A 16,539-nucleotide genomic window follows, 5' to 3' on the forward strand; every position below is an offset into this window, starting at 1 on the left:
GGGTGAACTGCCTCCCATTTCTCGTGTCCAAGAAATGGGAGGCAGTTCAGATCGGGGCATGGTATGACATACACAGTTCCAACGTTATTGTTGCGGCGAGTGGAAACGGAAGGAAGATTGACGTGGCGATTAGCCTCATTGACTTGATTAAGTTCTACTGCGAGAAGAACGAACATTACCCGATTAGCGACGAGTTCATAAAGAAGTATCAACAGAAGCCGACGGGAGATAGTTATATAGATTTTGCTCGCACGACGGGCCATACAGTATCCGCCGAGCAATGCGAGCCGAATCAAAAGTGGCATCTATTCGAGGCGTATATCTCATGGAAGTTCAAGAAAAACCGCGAAAACGTAGGCCAGCTTAGGTGTCCGGAATTGCTGCTCTGGATGGCTGAAGCTGCGGGTATCGACGACGAGATCGTTACGGAAGCCAAAGAGGCGGCCGCGAGCGAGATAGACAGAATCAGGAAGGAAAAACCCGATGGCAACTACTCGGCGAAAGCGGTAGACGAGATGAATGCAAAGATGGAAGAAAAGTACGGCAAGAGACTGCAGGGCATGATCGCTGAGAAGGTCGAGGCAGCCTTGTGAGCGGGCGCTTGCTGGGTGAGCTTTGCCATGAGCCAAACAAGCTTGAGCTGTCGCTCAATATGCACAGCGGGTTAATGATTTATCCGGGAAAACAGAAGCCCGGTTTTCGATGATCCAGCACTCTAAAGAGGAAACCGAAGAGAGGCAGTGTCGCAGGCCTCTCTTTGGTTTCATAGTTAATGAATTTTTAGGATATCACGATATCGTGATATCCTAAAAATAAGAGAAAATAGGGAAGGCATAAGAATTTAAGAAAATCGATCCGCTTGTCTAAAGGAGGCAGATTATGAAATTCCATAAGATAAAAGATGTCTCTGCTCTGACTGACTTAAAGTTAAGCGTTCAGTTTACCAACGGCACCACAAAAATTTACGATGTAGCTCCACTTATGCATCGTTTCCCGGTCTTCAGAACATTGGTGGATAACGAATCGCTGTTCAGAGATGTTGAGGTTGATCAGGGAGGTTACGGTATTATTTGGAACGATGACCTTGATCTCTCTTGTGACGAGTTGTGGGTGAACGGAATCGAGGTCGTGACGCCCTTTGATGGACTCATATCGTTTTCGGATGCTAGCGAGCTTTGGGGTTTAAGCGAGTCCACTCTGCGTAAGGCTGTTGTGTACGGTAAGATAGTTCCAGGCGTGGATGCTCGCAAGTATGGTAAGCAGTGGATTATTAACCGTGACGCTATGTTGCGTGAGTATGGCAATCCTGTATGCTAGGGGCTACAAATATTCAACCTCAAATACTGTCCATTTCAGCGGACAGTATTTTTTATGTCATTACGTAGACTGGTATTTCTATAAAGCGTGTCTTTTAGTAGACCTCGTGAGATGGGAGTACCAATGGAAAAGCAAAATTCAAGTAACCCCGTATGTCCTAAGTGTAACAGCACGAATGTCGCTAAATATCTTTGGGGTTTACGACTGCTGGACGATCAATTAGAGCGTGATATTGAAGAAGGCCGTGTTATTTTAGGCGGTTGCGTTGTATGTGGAGATGACCCCAAGTTTCATTGCAATGATTGTAAGCATGATTGGAACTAGCTGTAGTTTCGAATTTTGCCGTTATCGGCAAGAAACAGCTTCCTTTGCTATAATAATCTCGTCAGTTTTTGCCGATAGGGAGGTGAAGCTCGATGGGATTTCTTTCTGCAACAGAGATTGCTGAGCTCTGGGGCATATCCAAGAGAAGTGTTCGCAATTACTGTTCAACAGGTCGTGTACCAGGCGCTTTTCTCGTGGGAAAAACTTGGAACATACCAGGCGATGCCGTAAAACCTTCTCGAAAAAATGCCAAAGCGTCGTCAACAAGTCCGCTGCTTACGCGCTTGATTGAAGAAAAGACCTCAAAAATAAAGGGTGGCATTTACCATAAGCTCCAGGTTGAGCTTACCTACAACTCTAATCATATTGAGGGAAGCAAGCTCTCCCTCGATCAGACACGTATGATTTTTGAAACGGCGACTATCGACGTTGATGGAAATCCTGTTCACATTGACGACATTGTAGAAACTCAGAACCATTTCCGTGCCATCGATTACGTGATTGACCATGCAAAAGATTCCCTCACAGAGGGCATTATCAAAGAGCTTCACCGTATTCTGAAAACGGGAACTACAGATTCTTTACAGGATTGGTTTGCCGTTGGAGATTACAAGCGCTTTCCAAATGAGGTTGGTGGGCGAGAAACCACTCTTCCAGAAAATGTTGCTCAAGAGATGAAGTCGCTGTTAAAGGCTTATAACTCAAACAGCTCCCATTCCTTTGAAGACATTGTTGATTACCATGTTCGCTTTGAGCGCATTCATCCATTCCAAGACGGCAATGGGCGTGTCGGCAGGTTGATCATGCTCAAAGAATGCCTTACTTATGACGTTGTTCCGTTTGTCATTTCTGATGATATGAAGTCTTTCTACTATCGTGGACTCTCTAAGTGGGATAAGGAGAACGGCTATCTTCTTGATACGTGCCTTACAGCTCAAGATAGATTCAAAGCAACGTTGGATTACTTCCGAATTCCGTACGGTGATAAGTAGGTTTAACTGCTTTTCTCGTTTTAGCGTTATATTGCTGAACCAGATTAATAGGCGTCATCATATTGCGCATGCAGTCGATGAGCTCCTTTTGGATAACGAAAGACCCTCGTGAGCCGTTGCACCACTTTCTCAGGGGAAGAGGGGATTACCTTGTCTTTCACGTAGTGGTAGATCATAATCGGCTTGACCCCAGCAGCCTCGTAACCTCTGCCACGGAATAGATGTCCTATGGCAGGACGGGCTGCTGCATGAGCTTCATCACGAACAGGGCATTACCCTTGTCGTCGCCATGTCGTCTCCTCTGCTATCGTGTTTTTCTTTTTTGCGACATACATCGGGGACGTAGGTCGACGGAAAACGGAACAGGCCCTATGGGAGATTTCAGTTTCAGCAGACATGCCCATGCGAGGCTTACCGTCTTCCCACTCTTTGACATTTGTTCGGCGTCACCTAGAATAAACAATACTGAATTAATATTCAGCATTGAGAGAATTTGAGGAAAAATCATGCAGGTTCTCAAGGAAGAGGTGCGCGAGCGCATACTTGCCGCCGCCGTCCAGGTGTTCTACGAGAAGGACTTCCGTAGCGCGAAGTTGCAGGACATCGCGAAGCTCGCAGACGTGTCGGTAAGCCTGCTGTACTCGTACTTCAAAAACAAGGAAAAGCTATTCGAGGGCGTCGTTTCGTCTGCTCCCTTCGACTTCAACCGGATTGCACGTGAAGAAGAATCTATCATTGCGGATACGCCCTCTGAGAGGTATCAGATTGCCGCCGAGGGACCCCTGCTCAACATGCTGGCCCATCACAAGTTGCTGGTTATCCTAATTGACAAGAGCCAGGGTACCGCCTATGAGCATGCGAAGGACGATTTCGTAGAGAGCATCGAGCGGCATATCCGATACATGATGAACGAACGTGCAGTTCTGCACTACCCAGACTTGCTCACCCACGTACTAGCAAGCAATTTCGTGGAGAGCCTAATGGAGGTAGCCCGCCACTACAGCAGTGAAAATGAAGCTCGTGAGATGCTTGCGCTCATCGCCCAGTGCTATTACGAAGGAGTGAACTCCCTGTGACAGAATTTTCTGCCACCCCACTCGGATACCCTTACATTCAATATTGAATTTTGATTCAATATTGATATAGTTAGTCTAGTCGAACTGAGATAGGCCTTAATCTACTTACAATATCGAATCTGAATTTAATATTGGAGGAGAGATTCTATGAAAGACAAGAGGGAGCTGGTCAGGAAGATGACGGCGAAAAGCCGGCTAGCTAATGCCTTGCTTCTGACCAGGGCGGTTCTTGGGCTTGTTCCCACAGTTCTCGTAATCTTCCTTGTCCACCTGTTTTTGGAAGGGTCCCTCTCGCCTGCTGCAATTGCCTATGTCGCTGCAGGAATGACGGCATGTGTGGCGGGGAAGGCGTTGTGCATGTATACGGCAACATGGAAAGCACATCGGGTGGCGTACTCGTGCCTGACGGACATCCGTCTGCGCATCGTGCGCCATCTGAAAAAGCTCCCTCTCGGCTTCTTTCAGATCAGAAGGCCAGGAGACCTCGCGAACGTCATGCGCAATGACGTGGAGCAGGTGGAGGTGTACCTTGCCCACGGACTACCCGAATCGGCCTCAGCCACTCTGTTCTCCGCCGCCGCGTTCATCCTCATGCTTGCAGTGGACTGGCGGCTTGCCCTGTGCATGATGGCGGGTCTGCCCCTCATGTGGCTCGTGAAGAAGGCGGCGGCGCCCGCTTGGGCTAGAGGTTTCGAGATAGTAGCCCAGTACGCCTCCCGCATGCAGAACAGCCTTATGGAATATGTCGCCAACATAGCGGTCGTTAAGGCATTCGGAAAGGAAGAACGCAAGACCGATGAGACGGTCGGAGCGGCGCGTGATTACGTGAGCTGGGCAACGAGCTCGATGAACGATGTCTCGGTCCCTATGGCTCTTATCGCCCTGTTCATGGAGTTCGGGACGGTACTCGTGCTGATTGTGGGAACGTGGCTTCTCTCCACGGGCGGTATATCCATCGAACGTCTTATCTTGGCCATGGTGCTCGCAGCCGCCTTCACTTCCTCAGTGGCCAAAACGGCGACCCTGCAACACTACCGCTTCATGTTCGACCAGGCGATGACAGGCATCGAATCGGTGCTGGGCGTCAAGACCCCAGATCTCATCGAGAGCTCCGAGGAGCCTCGCATGGGAGATATAGAGCTGCACGGAGTATCGTTCTCCTACCCGCAGAGCGAGGAAGACGGCAACGAAAGGAAGCAGGCTCTCGACTCGATAGACCTCGTGCTCCGCAGGGGAAGTACCAACGCGCTTGTAGGTTCCTCGGGATGCGGGAAGAGCACCCTCGCGAGCTTGATCATGGGATTCTGGCAACCTGACAGCGGGCGCGTCACTGTGGGCGGACAGGACCTTTCCCAACTTTCCGAAAGGCAGATATCGAGCCTCTTCTCCATAGTCCAGCAGGACGTGTTCCTCTTCAACCAGAGCATCGAGGAAAACATCCTCATCGGCCGACCAGGAGCAACGCATGAGGAGGTGGTCAAGGCGGCCAAAAGGGCGCGTATCCACGACTTCATCTCTAGGCTCCCGCACGGTTACGCTACGGTCCCTGGCGAGGGCGGTGTTCAGCTCTCGGGCGGCGAGCGTCAGCGCATTTCGATTGCCCGTGTAATGCTGAAAGATGCTCCCATCATCATCCTTGACGAAGCGACGGCCGCGGTCGACGCCGAGAACGAGGCCCTCATACAGGAGGCGATAGACGACCTGTCTCGCGACAAGACTGTCGTGACCATAGCTCACCACCTGAACGCCGTTCGTGGAGTGGAGCAGATCGTCGTGATGAGTGAAGGCCACATCGCCGGGGCTGGAACCCACGAAGAACTCATGTCTACCTGTCCTCTCTATCAGGAGATGGTTGCTAAGCAAAAGCAGGTGGACAACTGGGATATCAGGGAGGTCGTATCATGGTAAGAGAGATCCTAGAACGGATGACCCCCGCTGGTCGGCGCATGATGTCCATAAGCATCGCCGCATTCACGATTTATGCACTAGCCAGCGTGGCGATGGCCTTCGTTGTCCTCGCGGCTATCTATTCGGTTCTGGACGGACCGGTCGACCTCGCGCCCTACTGGGTGGCGCTCATCTGCCTTCTCCTCGTCAAAGGGGTCAGCAGCATTGTGGCAGACAAACAGAAGCATTGTGCGGGTTTCGACCTTGTGCTTGAGATTAGGATTGCCGTCGTCAGACGGATGAAGTCACTTTCTCTCGGTTTCTACACGGGAGAGCGACTAGGCGAGATTGGCGATATTGTTCATAAGGACATCGACAACATGGAGATGGTGGTGGGGCACCTTTGGACGAGGATGGCAGCTGATTTCATCGTCGCGGCGATTTTGCTCGTGGCTGCGGTCCTCGTTGATTGGCGCATGGCGCTACTCACGGTATCAACCTTGCCCGCTGCGCTTGCGCTCCTTGCAGCAGGACTGAGGAAGGCTCAAGCCCTCGAAAGAAGATGCGGGGATGACGCGGCGGACATGACGAGCCTGTTCGTCGAGTACGTGAAGGGCATCCCGCTTCTGAAGGCTTTTGCTGAAAGCGAGGCCCTCGACCGTAGGCTCGAGGCGACGGTGGCGAGCTTCGGCGAGAGCAGCAAGGCAGCGTCGCGGAACATAGCGCTGGTCCTGTCCACTTACAGTCTGGTAGCGGACCTTGCCTTCGTAGTCATGGCGTCGTGCGGTGCCCTGCTCGTGCAGAGTGGTTCTCTGCCCCTGTTTGTCTACATCGGCTTCATTATTGCGAGCGTGGAGTTCTACAAGCCCTTCTTTGCAATGGAGTCGCATTGGATGAACTACCTCAAGGTGAGGGATAGCTTCCGAAGGATAGAGAAGATCATCCGAGCATCCTCTGTTCCCGAGCCCGATGAGCCGCGCGTGCCTACGTCGCACTCGATTAGGTTCAATCAGGTGCGTTTCTCCTATGGAAGGGACTCTTTTGAGTTGCCCGAGGCAACGTTTACGGTCCCCGAACATACTATGACAGCACTCGTAGGCGAGTCCGGGTCGGGCAAAAGCACACTGACCAACCTTCTGCTGAGATTCTGGGACGTAAATGCGGGAAGCGTGAGCATCGGCGGCGTGGACGTGAGGGACATCCCCTACGACGATCTTCTTGCCTCTATCAGCATCGTTATGCAGGATGTACGGCTCTTCGCGGACACTATTGAGGGTAATATCCGCATAGGCAAGGCTGATGCGACGCATGAGGAAGTGGTGGAGGCAGCCAAGAAGGCGTGCATCCACGAGTTCGTGATGTCGCTTCCACAGGGCTACGAGACACTCATCGGGGAGAACGGCGTGGGTCTCTCAGGCGGGCAGAAGCAAAGGTTGTCTGTCGCTCGGGCGTTTCTAAAAGACGCCCCCATCCTCGTACTCGACGAGATGACGAGCAGTGTGGATCCGATTAACGAGGTGCTTATGCAGAAAGCCGTTTCTGCGCTCGCGCAGAACAGAACAGTGCTTGTGGTGGCGCACCATCTGAGCACCATCCGCTCTGCAGACCAGATAATCGTGATGCGACAGGGGGAAATCGTGCAGAGGGGCACCCACGAACAGCTCCTCGAGGAGAGCGCCGGTTATTATCGGACTCTCTGGGAACGTGGGGCCAAGACGGAGGGCCAGGAATGAGCGCCTTCGCGCATATAACCCTCGACAAGGTGACGTTCCAATACGCGGGGAAGGATAGTGATGCTATCCACAGCGTCGACCTGGATATCCATGAAGGCGAGTTCGTGCTCCTGACAGGAAGAAGCGGCTGCGGGAAAACCACGGTCGCACGGCTCATAAATGGTCTTATCCCTCATTTTTACGAGGGCGAGCTGGAAGGAACGGCGAAAGTCGGCGGAACGGAAACGCGCGAGATGGGAATCGGAGACATCGGAAAGATGGTCGGCTCGGTTTTCCAGGACCCGCGCAGCCAGTTCTTCATGACCGACACGACGAGCGAGGTGGCATTCGGCTGCGTGAACGCGGGACTGCCACGCAACGATGTCGCGCAACGGGTCGAAAGTGCATTCCGACGCATGAACATTCAGCGTCTGCGGGATAGGAGCGTGTTCGAGCTCTCGAGTGGAGAGATGCAGCTGGTGGCCATAGCCTCCTGCTATGCGATGGGGCCTTTCGTGTACGTCTTCGACGAACCGTCTGCAAACCTCGATATGGGGGCCGTGGAGACCCTCAGGAAGACATTATCCGAGCTGAAACGCGAAGGAAAGACCGTCATCGTTCTGGAGCACCGACTCTTCTATCTGTCCGACCTCATCGACCGGATGATTGTTATCGAAGACGGTGCCGTATCCCACGTATACGACGCAGCCAGTGCATTGTCTCTCGATGACGCCACGCTCGCCCATATGGGTCTAAGGAGCTTGCAGCTGAAGTCGGCGCTAAGCGCTATGCCCGACCATAAGCCGGCTTTGTCAAAGTGTGAGAATGCGGCCTTCGAGATAAATAATCTTACGTTCTCATACGGCTCACAGCATTCGACGAGGAGCGGCGGGTCGACACCGCGCGACCCCCGCACCATCGGCCCGCTGAGCTTCTCCGTCCGATTCGGCGAGGTAATCGGAATCATAGGGGAAAACGGTGCGGGGAAGACAACTCTGTCGCGCCTGTGCTGCGGACTTGAGAAAGAGGATAGGGGCACCGTGTCTCTATACGGCAAGCCCCTTTCGCCAAAGGAGCGGTTGGGGCGCATTCGACTAGTCATGCAGGACCCCGACTACCAGCTTTTCTCCGATAGCGTTCTGGGAGAGCTCTCATTGGGCGGGCGGAGAGACGCCGATGTCTGTGAGCGAGCACTCAGAAGGTTGGGGCTATGGGATATGAGGGAAGCTCATCCCGCAACGCTTTCGCGAGGGCAGAAGCAGCGCCTCACAATAGCATGTGCCCTTGTCGATGAGACTGCCGCCTATTTCTTCGACGAACCGACGAGCGGCTTGGACAGGGAGAACATGGAGAGAGTCTCTTCCGCAATCCGATCGCTCGCACAATCGGGAAGCGTCGTATTCGCCGTCTCGCACGATCCTGAGTTCCTCCTCTCTACCTGTAATCGCATTCTCCATCTGAACGGTGGACTCATTGTTGATGACTTCGCTCTTGGCGGTCCGACGAGGGAGAGACTCCTGAGTTCGCTTTGGAAAGGAGACGCGCAATGGAACGCTCATACAGACGCATAGACCCGCGAACTGCCCTGCTCTCAATCTGCCTTCTGGGCACTGCTGCAATGCTTTCCAACCGACCGGAAGCAGCCCATGCGGCATGCGTCATCGGTGCGGCATGCGCGCTCGTCTCCGGGGCATGGCGGTCGTGCATCGCCCTATCTGCGGCCTATGGCCTCATAGCCGCCGTGATGGCTCTTGCCGAGGGAGTCGGAAGCACAACGCTTATGACCGCTGTGGTCATGCTGAGCTACATGGCTCAGAAGTTTGTAGTTCTGGCTCTACTGGGCGTCTCCCTTTCTAAACTGGCCTCGATGCAGGATCTTCTCGCTGCGTTGCAGTCTATGAGGACTCCGCAGGTAGTTCTCATTCCGTGCACAGTCATTCTTCGGTTCTTCCCAACTATACGCAGGGACGCCTTGCATCTCATGGAAAGTCTAAAAACGCGGCGCGTGCTCGCAGGAGGAGGGTTCGCATTCCGACACCCAGCTCTCACATGCGAGCTTTTGATAGTTCCGCTCCTCATGAGGAGCGTAAGGATATCCGACGAGCTGGCGGCATCCGCGCTTGCCCGCGGCTTAGATGGCGAGACCCAAGCGACGGTACTGCAGCCCCTGTCTTTCGGAGGAATGGACGCCGTGGCGGCCGCCTTGACCCTCCTGGCAACCGGAGTACTTGCGTGGCTTCAATTCGGACCGCGATAGAAGGGCTCAGGACGAGACTTGCCTCGTCAAACTTGTACGTCTTAAACCAGAACGGAAGAAAGGGCTCATTATGAAAAAAGATGAAACCTCGACTATAGGTGCTCGAGATCTCGTATCCATTGGAGTTTTCGGAGCGCTGTCCCTCCTAATTTTCTTCGTAGTAGGAGGAGTCGCTGGTCTTACCGTCGTGGGGACAGTCGCCAACATACCCATCGTCTGCTTCTTCACATCGATAGCTTATCTGCTCCTTGCCGCAAAGGTCAGGAAGACCGGAACCTTCTTCATCATGGGAACCATAAACGTACTGCCTGGCCTGATGGCGGCAAACGTCTTCGGTGTCATCGGCAGTATCGCAGGCTGGGCCCTTGCGGAGGTAGTTGCCACGCGGATTGGGTACTCGAACAGGAAAGGTCTCGTTGCGGCTTACGTCGTCGGTTGCACGCTGCAGTCGGCGCTCTACACCCTTCCCATATACCTTTCAGCTGCTCAGTATCTTTCCGAGCGCCAAGAAATACTGCGACTCACCGATGAGACCATGGCGCAGTTCGTCGCGATATTCTCGGGTCCCATGTACGTCGGAATGGTTGTCCTTACGGTGGCGACGAGCCTGGTGGGAGCCCTCGTCTCGCTGAGGGTCATGAGGAAGCACTTCGAGAAGGCGGGAATTGTCTAAGGGACGCCTCGCAACAAGAAAGTCGAAAGATGGGCAGGATGGCTCCATGGCTGCTGATGACCCAAGGAGCATCGGAGGCTCTCGTCGCCATACAATAAATTGAGATTGCGCGTGTTTCGCTAATCTAATCTTTTTCTATTTCAGTTGCATTACCTGTGGACATGCCCGCGAGTGAACTGTGTCCCAATACTTCGCATTCAGCTCGTTATTACTTAGAAATCTGCCAGCCTTCAATACGTGAGCGAGCTTCAACAAAGTCATGGTAGGGACCATTGTGCGAGATAAGCTCCTCATGGGTGCCCTGTTCTGCAACACGTCCATCTCTAAGGAAGAAAATCTGGTCAGCTTCCTCAATTGTTGAGAGACGATGCGCAATTTCAAGCACCGTTTTTCCCTTACAGAGTTGGGCAAGGGCTGATTGAATTTCTGCTTCGTTTTCTGGGTCAACACTTGCCGTTGCCTCATCGAGAACAACAAGAGGCGCATCCTTCAAAATTGCGCGTGCAATTGAGATGCGTTGTCTCTCGCCTCCAGATAGTCGCGTTCCACCTTCTCCAACTTTTGTCTTATAGCCCTCGGGCAGAGCTTTTATGAACTCATCGCAGCGTGCGGCCTTTGCCGCTTCTACAATCTCTTCAAATTGTGCATCAGGCCTGCTTAGGGCAATATTACGCTCAATCGTGTCATCCATAAGATAGACGTCTTGGAAAACCATGGAGAAGTCCGCAAGAATACTGTCGCAAGAAAGCTCGCGTACATCGTGGTCTCCTATGCGTACGGAGCCGCCTGTTGCATCGTAGAAACGTGCAAACAACTTGGCAACAGTTGTCTTACCTGAACCACTTCCTCCAACAAGAGCTGCAGTTGTTCCCTCGGGAATAGTCAGAGACATTCCGTTGAGTACAAGAGGTCCATCTCCGTAAGCAAATGAGACGTCATGCATCTCAAGATTGTGATGCTCAAGTTTTACAGCTTTGCAATTGTCATCGATTGCAGGTGCGGATTCGATAGCGTCAAGACGGTCGATAACTTCTCCGATGTGTCCAATTACGTAGGCAGCATCGCCACAAGCCTCGATTGATTGGAACAGCATAAAGGAGAACATCACCAGCGTGCAGAAGTTAAGAAGAGATATCGTGCCGTTCAGGAAAGAGATACATACGATAACAATGACGCCAATCGAAGCACTGCGTGTCACAAAGAGAAGCAAGGCGTTGAAGGGTTGGAAAGCAAGCTCGGTTTTGAGATTTACATTTCTAGAACGTGCGTATGCGGAGCGTACTGCTGAAACAGCAGCATCTACCTGCCGGTAACTCTTAACAACGGGCATACCGTGGATGTATTCCAACGTTGCTTGAGCCATATCCTCGCGTGCGTCATTTTGCGCGGGCGACAAACGCGCGGAATTTTTGAACATCAGCTCCAGTACCACCGTTGCTACCGCAATCGCAGCCAATGCGAGGATGCAGGACCGCAGATCCATGAAGGCGAGAAACGCCACCATTGCAGCTGCGGTTATGTATCCGTTGCCAAGCATGTCTACCATGCGCATACCGTGGATTTCCACGAATGACAGTTCGGTTGTGAGTGCCGAGAGAATTTCTCCTGATGGATGATTGTCAAAGTAACCAAGTGGGACGCGTTTCAGCGCTTCTCCAATACGTATACGCACCTCGTTGGAACGTTCTGCAGCTACGGTTTCCTCGGCCCGTGCTCTTAACCACATAAGTGCAGCGCGTAGCGAAATCGAAGCAATAATGGCCAGTCCAGCCGTAAGTGCAATTTTTAGATCGGGTTTCTCGCCATATGATAAGCCGAGAAACCCGCACATGGCCCAGGCAGCAATAGCAATGGGTGCTGCAGAAACAAGTGAGATAAGAAAAGAGTATGCAAAGCCAAAGAGAATTCGCGTTTTCTTGTTGCCCGTCCAACGCACCACTTTTATAAGCGCACTAAACATTACGCTACCCCTTTCTTACTTCATGAGTTCCATTGGAGATATGTGCTTCCCACATGCGGCGATAGAGCTCACTTGAGCCAAGGAGGTCCGTATGCGTTCCCTCGGCGACAATGTTTCCGGAATCCATGACTACTATCTTGTCAAAATTACGTACCGTGGAGATTCTGTGCGCGATTACTATCAGCGTCTTTCCACGTGCAAGTTCTGAGAGTGCCTGTTGAATGAGCTCCTCACTCTCGGGGTCTATGAACGCAGTTGCCTCATCGAGCACAAGAATCGGTGCATCTTTCAGATAGGCGCGTGCGATAGAGATACGCTGGCGTTCTCCACCCGAAAGAGCTCCTCCGGCTTCTCCGGAAAGGGTCTCAAATCCATTTGCAAGCTTATCCGCCAACTCTTCACAGTGCGCAGCAGCAAGCGCGCGCTCTACCTCGGCGTCAGTTGCGCCCTCACGTCCGAGCCTTACGTTCTCAAAGATTGTTCGATCAAAGAGGAAATTGTCTTGAGTCACAAAGCTTACAAGACCAGCGAGCTGATCAAGTGGTATATCGCGCACGTTAGTTTCCCCGATGCGGATTGCTCCTGATCCCGCGTCCCAGAATCGTGCAATGAGCTTGGCCATTGTTGACTTTCCAGAACCACTTGGTCCCACCAGAGCACACGAGGTACCTTCAGGCACTTCAAGAGAGATGCCGTGGAGCACTTCTTCGTTGGAATATGAGAATCGGACGTTCTTGAATGAGACATCGTGGGACGTGATGAGTGCGGGAGAGGAGACTTCGGGTAAGGGTTTCATCTCTAACAGCTTACTAACGCTGTCCATTACCTTCTCGATTTCCTTGAACATATTGGTGTACTGCGTAATTTTAGTGAGAGGACCAATGACGCCGATTGACAACATACATGCAAGAGCCATCTGAGCTACGTCGATACTGCCCGAAGCTACAAGAATGCATCCAACTGGTACAACACCCAGAAGAAGCGTTGGCAGTATTGCAAACATGGCGTTCATGGGGATACGAGCAGACCTATACCAGGCAAGCGTTAGTTTCTCAAATTCAGAGATGTCGTTACGAAAGCGAGCATACGAGGAGTCGGCTTGGTTGAAAGTCTTGATGACTTCGATTCCATCAATGTATTCGACGAGTGTTGAGTTAACGCGCTCACTTGCTGTCCAGTACGCTGCATAGTCTCGTTCAAAGTTTTTAAAAAGGAGCGAAAGGGGCACAATTGACAAGGCTGGTGCGATGAGCATAGAGAGAGCGAGCCGGATATCAATTGAGCACACGATTGCAAAACACAAGATGAGAAGAAGCATATTGCTGGTAAATTCCGGGATAACGTGGGCAATGGGCAGCTCCATTTGCTCAATATCGTCAATGATTATTTTCTTAAGTGCTCCAGAGGGCGCTGATTGAACATCGCCGAGGGAGCATGCAGCAAGATGTTTGCAAGCGGCGTTTCGCAAGTTTTCAAGCGTATGGTAGGCAACGCTGTGTGATGTCGATGTTGAGGCTAGATAGCCTATTGTCTGAACTGCCACTCCGAGAAGGGCAATGAGTGCCCAGTGTCCAACTTCACTGATGGCAAGGGTGCCTGATATTGAGAGCGCAATCAACTTGTAGGCGGCAAAAAAGGGAACAATGCCTCCAACAACACCTACCACAGCACATAACAGCGAGGCTCCAAGTTTTAGACGCTGTCCGCGTGTAAATGAAGCAAGCTGCCCTATCCAACTGCTCTTTTTCTTTTTGCTAGGGTCCATGGGTCCTCCCAAACGACGAGTATGAGCAAATTGTATTCATAGCTCGTTGCATGAGAAAAGCCCGATTGTCGCGGTTAGCTCCAAGTGTATCTATGCGGGTGGATTATCTTTCTTGCCCAGCGCTTTCACGGTAATCGCCAGGTGCCATGCCAACGACATTACGGAATGTGGAAGCAAATTTTGAGGCATTGGTATATCCGACTTCAAATGCCACCTCACCAATTGGCTTGGAGGTTGTCCGAAGGAGTGTTGCAGCTTGTGCCATGCGATAGCGTGTGAGGTATACGTGCACACTGGTGCCATAAACCTCCTTAAACCACCGCTGCATGCTGGCGTAGGGAAACTCGAACTCTTGTGAGAGCTCTTTGAGTGTCTTATGGGAAGAAAGATCAGAGGTTATAGCTCGTTCTATTTCCTTTACCTTATCAACCTGTGCGCGTGTGAGACCGTACTGTCCAATACGTCCGCCTTCAGGAATATTACTGCCGAGAAACAAGAGAAGCTCCATAATCTTGAGCTTTAGGTAAGCATCTCTAAAGCGGTCATGAGCGTTGTATATCTCGCAGAAAATATGCTCGACCGACGGTCCGCTACGGAGCACACTTGGTTCATCGCCTGAACAGAACCTCTCGTAGAGTTGCTTAACACTTACAGGAAAGCCCTCGGGAAACATTGATTGCAGCGATTTATCTGCTATGTCGGGATCAAGACAGACGGTGACACCACGGTAGTGTCCAAACGGAAACCGAAAGAGACTTTCATGTCTTGCGTGATCGTCAATGCCAAGATCACCTACGTCAAGGTACAGGCATGAGTCAGTCCCGGATTCCCACTCAATTCTTCCTTCTCGACAATAGTTCAGGCAGAGCATGCGTGATCCTGGGGTAAGCTTAAAGCCCGATTCAAGGTTCCATACGCTTGTAAAGTCATTGAACATGAGGGTAATTCCAGGCATGACGTCGTGCATTGTCATGATGCCCTGTCCGTCAGTACCTTCCGCCCTCCATACAGAATGATCTGTATCGTGCGTCACGCGACGGACGTTGCCACCCATGTCAGCATAGTTAGCAATGTCCATCGTGTCTCCAATCCCCTTCGTTTCTCTGAAGAGTGTTCTCAAAAAATGACAGTACCTTTGACCAGCCCACATCGTCGAGCGTGCCTTGGTCTACAAACGATCCGTCTTCCATGCGGGCAAAGTCGGTGCAACATGCTCTGATGAACTCAGGATCGTGTGTTACAACCACGACAGCTCGGCCTTCTGCCGCTGCGGCGGTAACGCTTGCGGCAACCTGCTCCATATGAGCAAGGTCAAGTCCACTTGTGGGCTCGTCAAGTACAAGTAGGTTTCGTTCTGATGCAAGCGCTGCAGCAAGCGCAACGCGTTGCATCTGCCCGCCTGAAAGCGAGAGTGGATGGCGTTGTGCCAGGTCGGATAAGTCCAACGATGCAAGTATAGTACGGGTGAGGTGTTCGTCGGCACGTCTTGTGGAGGCAAGTACCTCATCAAATACGCTCTCTTGGAAGAGCTGATGGCTCACGTCCTGCATAACCAAGTAGCCATTTCTTGATCTGCCTGAGAGAGGGTGAGGACCTTCTCCGACGTCTACGGTTCCCTTGCAATTGCGAACAAGACCGCAGATGCAGCGCGCGAAGGTGGACTTTCCGGCACCATTGCTTCCGATGATAGCGGTGACGCCACCTCGTCTAAAAGGTATGTGAGAAACGCTGATGCCACGGTTTGATTGTGGATAGTGATAGCTCATATCCCGTATTTCTACAAACTCGTTTTTCTCGCCCCGTGTGCAGCACTGTTCAGCTGCAATAGCTGCGAAGGTTGGTGCGCGCAGACCAAGCGAACGCGCCTCGGCAGCTGTTGCCGCGTAAAACTGCTTGGAGGCAAGCTCACGTTCCACGCTTCCTGAGCGCATCACAACAACGCGATCGGCGATGCCCTCTAACCAGTGGAGTCGATGCTCGGAGATGAGCACGGCGCGACCCTCGGCTTTCCATGTTGCAACAATCTTTCGGAGAAGCCCAATGGAAGCAAAGTCCAGGTTGGAGGATGGCTCGTCAAGGACAAGAACATCTGGGTTAAGCATAGTGGCTGAGCCACAGGCAACGCGTTGTTTTTCTCCACCAGAAAGTGAGAGGCAGCTGCGGTCGATAAGGTCTGAGAGCTCAAGTGCGTTGGCAACGTTCTTTAAGCGTGTGCGTATCTTGTCAGGTGCTATTCCTTGGTTCTCACATGCAAATGCAAGTTCACCGGTTGTATCCAAGCAGAAAAATTGGGTTTTAGGGTTCTGGAAGACCGATCCGACTTTTGGTGCTAGTTTCCAAAGTTCGCAGTTGGAAGGTGAAAGACCACAGACCTCAATCTTTCCCGAGAGTTTCCCCTCATAATAATGGGGGATGAGGCCATTGACGAGCCTTGTCAGGGTGGTCTTTCCAGATCCCGAGGCACCCGTCAGGCAGACTACCTCACCAGGAGCCACGTTAAGGTTGACCTCGGAGAGACTGTTTTTCTCGCTTGCTTGATATTGGTAGCACGCATTTTCTATCTCTATCATTTTGAT

14 protein-coding genes are annotated in these 16,539 nt (G+C 51.9%); 10 read left to right on the top strand and 4 right to left on the bottom strand.

The window, feature by feature from the left end; genetic code table 11:
- The first annotated feature begins 2 nt into the window (after nucleotides 1-2).
- From ACO5GU_RS04460 to ACO5GU_RS04505, 10 genes are all read left to right on the top strand, one after another.
- Nucleotides 3-593, top strand: a complete 591-nt coding sequence (locus ACO5GU_RS04460; protein ID WP_484859471.1) for a hypothetical protein — start codon at nucleotides 3-5, stop codon at nucleotides 591-593.
- Nucleotides 594-879: 286 nt separating this feature from the next.
- Nucleotides 880-1,317 (top strand): DUF2442 domain-containing protein, encoded by a 438-nt coding sequence (locus ACO5GU_RS04465; RefSeq protein ID WP_484930286.1) that lies wholly within the window; start codon nucleotides 880-882, stop codon nucleotides 1,315-1,317.
- A 123-nt stretch (nucleotides 1,318-1,440) separates the two neighbouring features.
- Nucleotides 1,441-1,641 carry a hypothetical protein gene (locus ACO5GU_RS04470; protein WP_484859474.1) on the top strand — a complete coding sequence of 67 codons (201 nt, stop codon included), beginning with the start codon at nucleotides 1,441-1,443 and terminating at the stop codon, nucleotides 1,639-1,641.
- Nucleotides 1,642-1,733: 92 nt separating this feature from the next.
- The gene (locus tag ACO5GU_RS04475) at nucleotides 1,734-2,633 is read left to right on the top strand and encodes a Fic family protein (RefSeq protein WP_484930287.1); all 900 of its coding nucleotides are present in this window, start codon (nucleotides 1,734-1,736) and stop codon (nucleotides 2,631-2,633) included.
- 506 nt (nucleotides 2,634-3,139) lie between these two features.
- Nucleotides 3,140-3,709 (top strand): TetR/AcrR family transcriptional regulator, encoded by a 570-nt coding sequence (locus tag ACO5GU_RS04480; protein WP_484885157.1) that lies wholly within the window; start codon nucleotides 3,140-3,142, stop codon nucleotides 3,707-3,709.
- Nucleotides 3,710-3,856: 147 nt separating this feature from the next.
- The gene (locus ACO5GU_RS04485) at nucleotides 3,857-5,617 is read left to right on the top strand and encodes an ABC transporter ATP-binding protein (RefSeq protein ID WP_484930288.1); all 1,761 of its coding nucleotides are present in this window, start codon (nucleotides 3,857-3,859) and stop codon (nucleotides 5,615-5,617) included.
- The gene (locus ACO5GU_RS04490; protein WP_484912215.1) at nucleotides 5,611-7,329 is read left to right on the top strand and encodes an ABC transporter ATP-binding protein; all 1,719 of its coding nucleotides are present in this window, start codon (nucleotides 5,611-5,613) and stop codon (nucleotides 7,327-7,329) included. The genes ACO5GU_RS04485 and ACO5GU_RS04490 overlap by 7 nt, the downstream gene beginning before the upstream one ends.
- On the top strand, nucleotides 7,326-8,879 hold the full coding sequence (locus tag ACO5GU_RS04495; protein ID WP_484930289.1) for an ABC transporter ATP-binding protein: 1,554 nt from the start codon (nucleotides 7,326-7,328) through the stop codon (nucleotides 8,877-8,879). Before ACO5GU_RS04490 ends, ACO5GU_RS04495 begins: the two co-directional genes overlap by 4 nt.
- Nucleotides 8,855-9,565 carry an energy-coupling factor transporter transmembrane component T family protein gene (locus ACO5GU_RS04500; protein WP_484930290.1) on the top strand — a complete coding sequence of 237 codons (711 nt, stop codon included), beginning with the start codon at nucleotides 8,855-8,857 and terminating at the stop codon, nucleotides 9,563-9,565. The genes ACO5GU_RS04495 and ACO5GU_RS04500 overlap by 25 nt, the downstream gene beginning before the upstream one ends.
- Before the next feature lie 70 nt (nucleotides 9,566-9,635).
- Nucleotides 9,636-10,238: an MptD family putative ECF transporter S component gene (locus ACO5GU_RS04505; protein WP_484930291.1), complete on the top strand. Its 603-nt coding sequence runs from the start codon at nucleotides 9,636-9,638 to the stop codon at nucleotides 10,236-10,238.
- A gap of 208 nt (nucleotides 10,239-10,446) precedes the next feature.
- On the opposite strand, the gene ACO5GU_RS04510 is transcribed toward ACO5GU_RS04505, so the two are convergent.
- The 4 genes from ACO5GU_RS04510 to ACO5GU_RS04525 form a co-directional block, all read right to left on the bottom strand.
- Nucleotides 10,447-12,198 (bottom strand): ABC transporter ATP-binding protein, encoded by a 1,752-nt coding sequence (locus tag ACO5GU_RS04510; RefSeq protein WP_484930292.1) that lies wholly within the window; start codon nucleotides 12,196-12,198, stop codon nucleotides 10,447-10,449.
- A 4-nt stretch (nucleotides 12,199-12,202) separates the two neighbouring features.
- Nucleotides 12,203-13,963 (bottom strand): ABC transporter ATP-binding protein, encoded by a 1,761-nt coding sequence (locus ACO5GU_RS04515; protein ID WP_484930293.1) that lies wholly within the window; start codon nucleotides 13,961-13,963, stop codon nucleotides 12,203-12,205.
- 103 nt (nucleotides 13,964-14,066) lie between these two features.
- Nucleotides 14,067-15,041 (bottom strand): helix-turn-helix transcriptional regulator, encoded by a 975-nt coding sequence (locus tag ACO5GU_RS04520; protein WP_035432571.1) that lies wholly within the window; start codon nucleotides 15,039-15,041, stop codon nucleotides 14,067-14,069.
- Nucleotides 15,028-16,533, bottom strand: a complete 1,506-nt coding sequence (locus ACO5GU_RS04525; RefSeq protein ID WP_484930294.1) for an ABC transporter ATP-binding protein — start codon at nucleotides 16,531-16,533, stop codon at nucleotides 15,028-15,030. Before ACO5GU_RS04525 ends, ACO5GU_RS04520 begins: the two co-directional genes overlap by 14 nt.
- Nucleotides 16,534-16,539: the final 6 nt, after the last annotated feature.

The organism is Lancefieldella sp., from assembly GCF_057237245.1.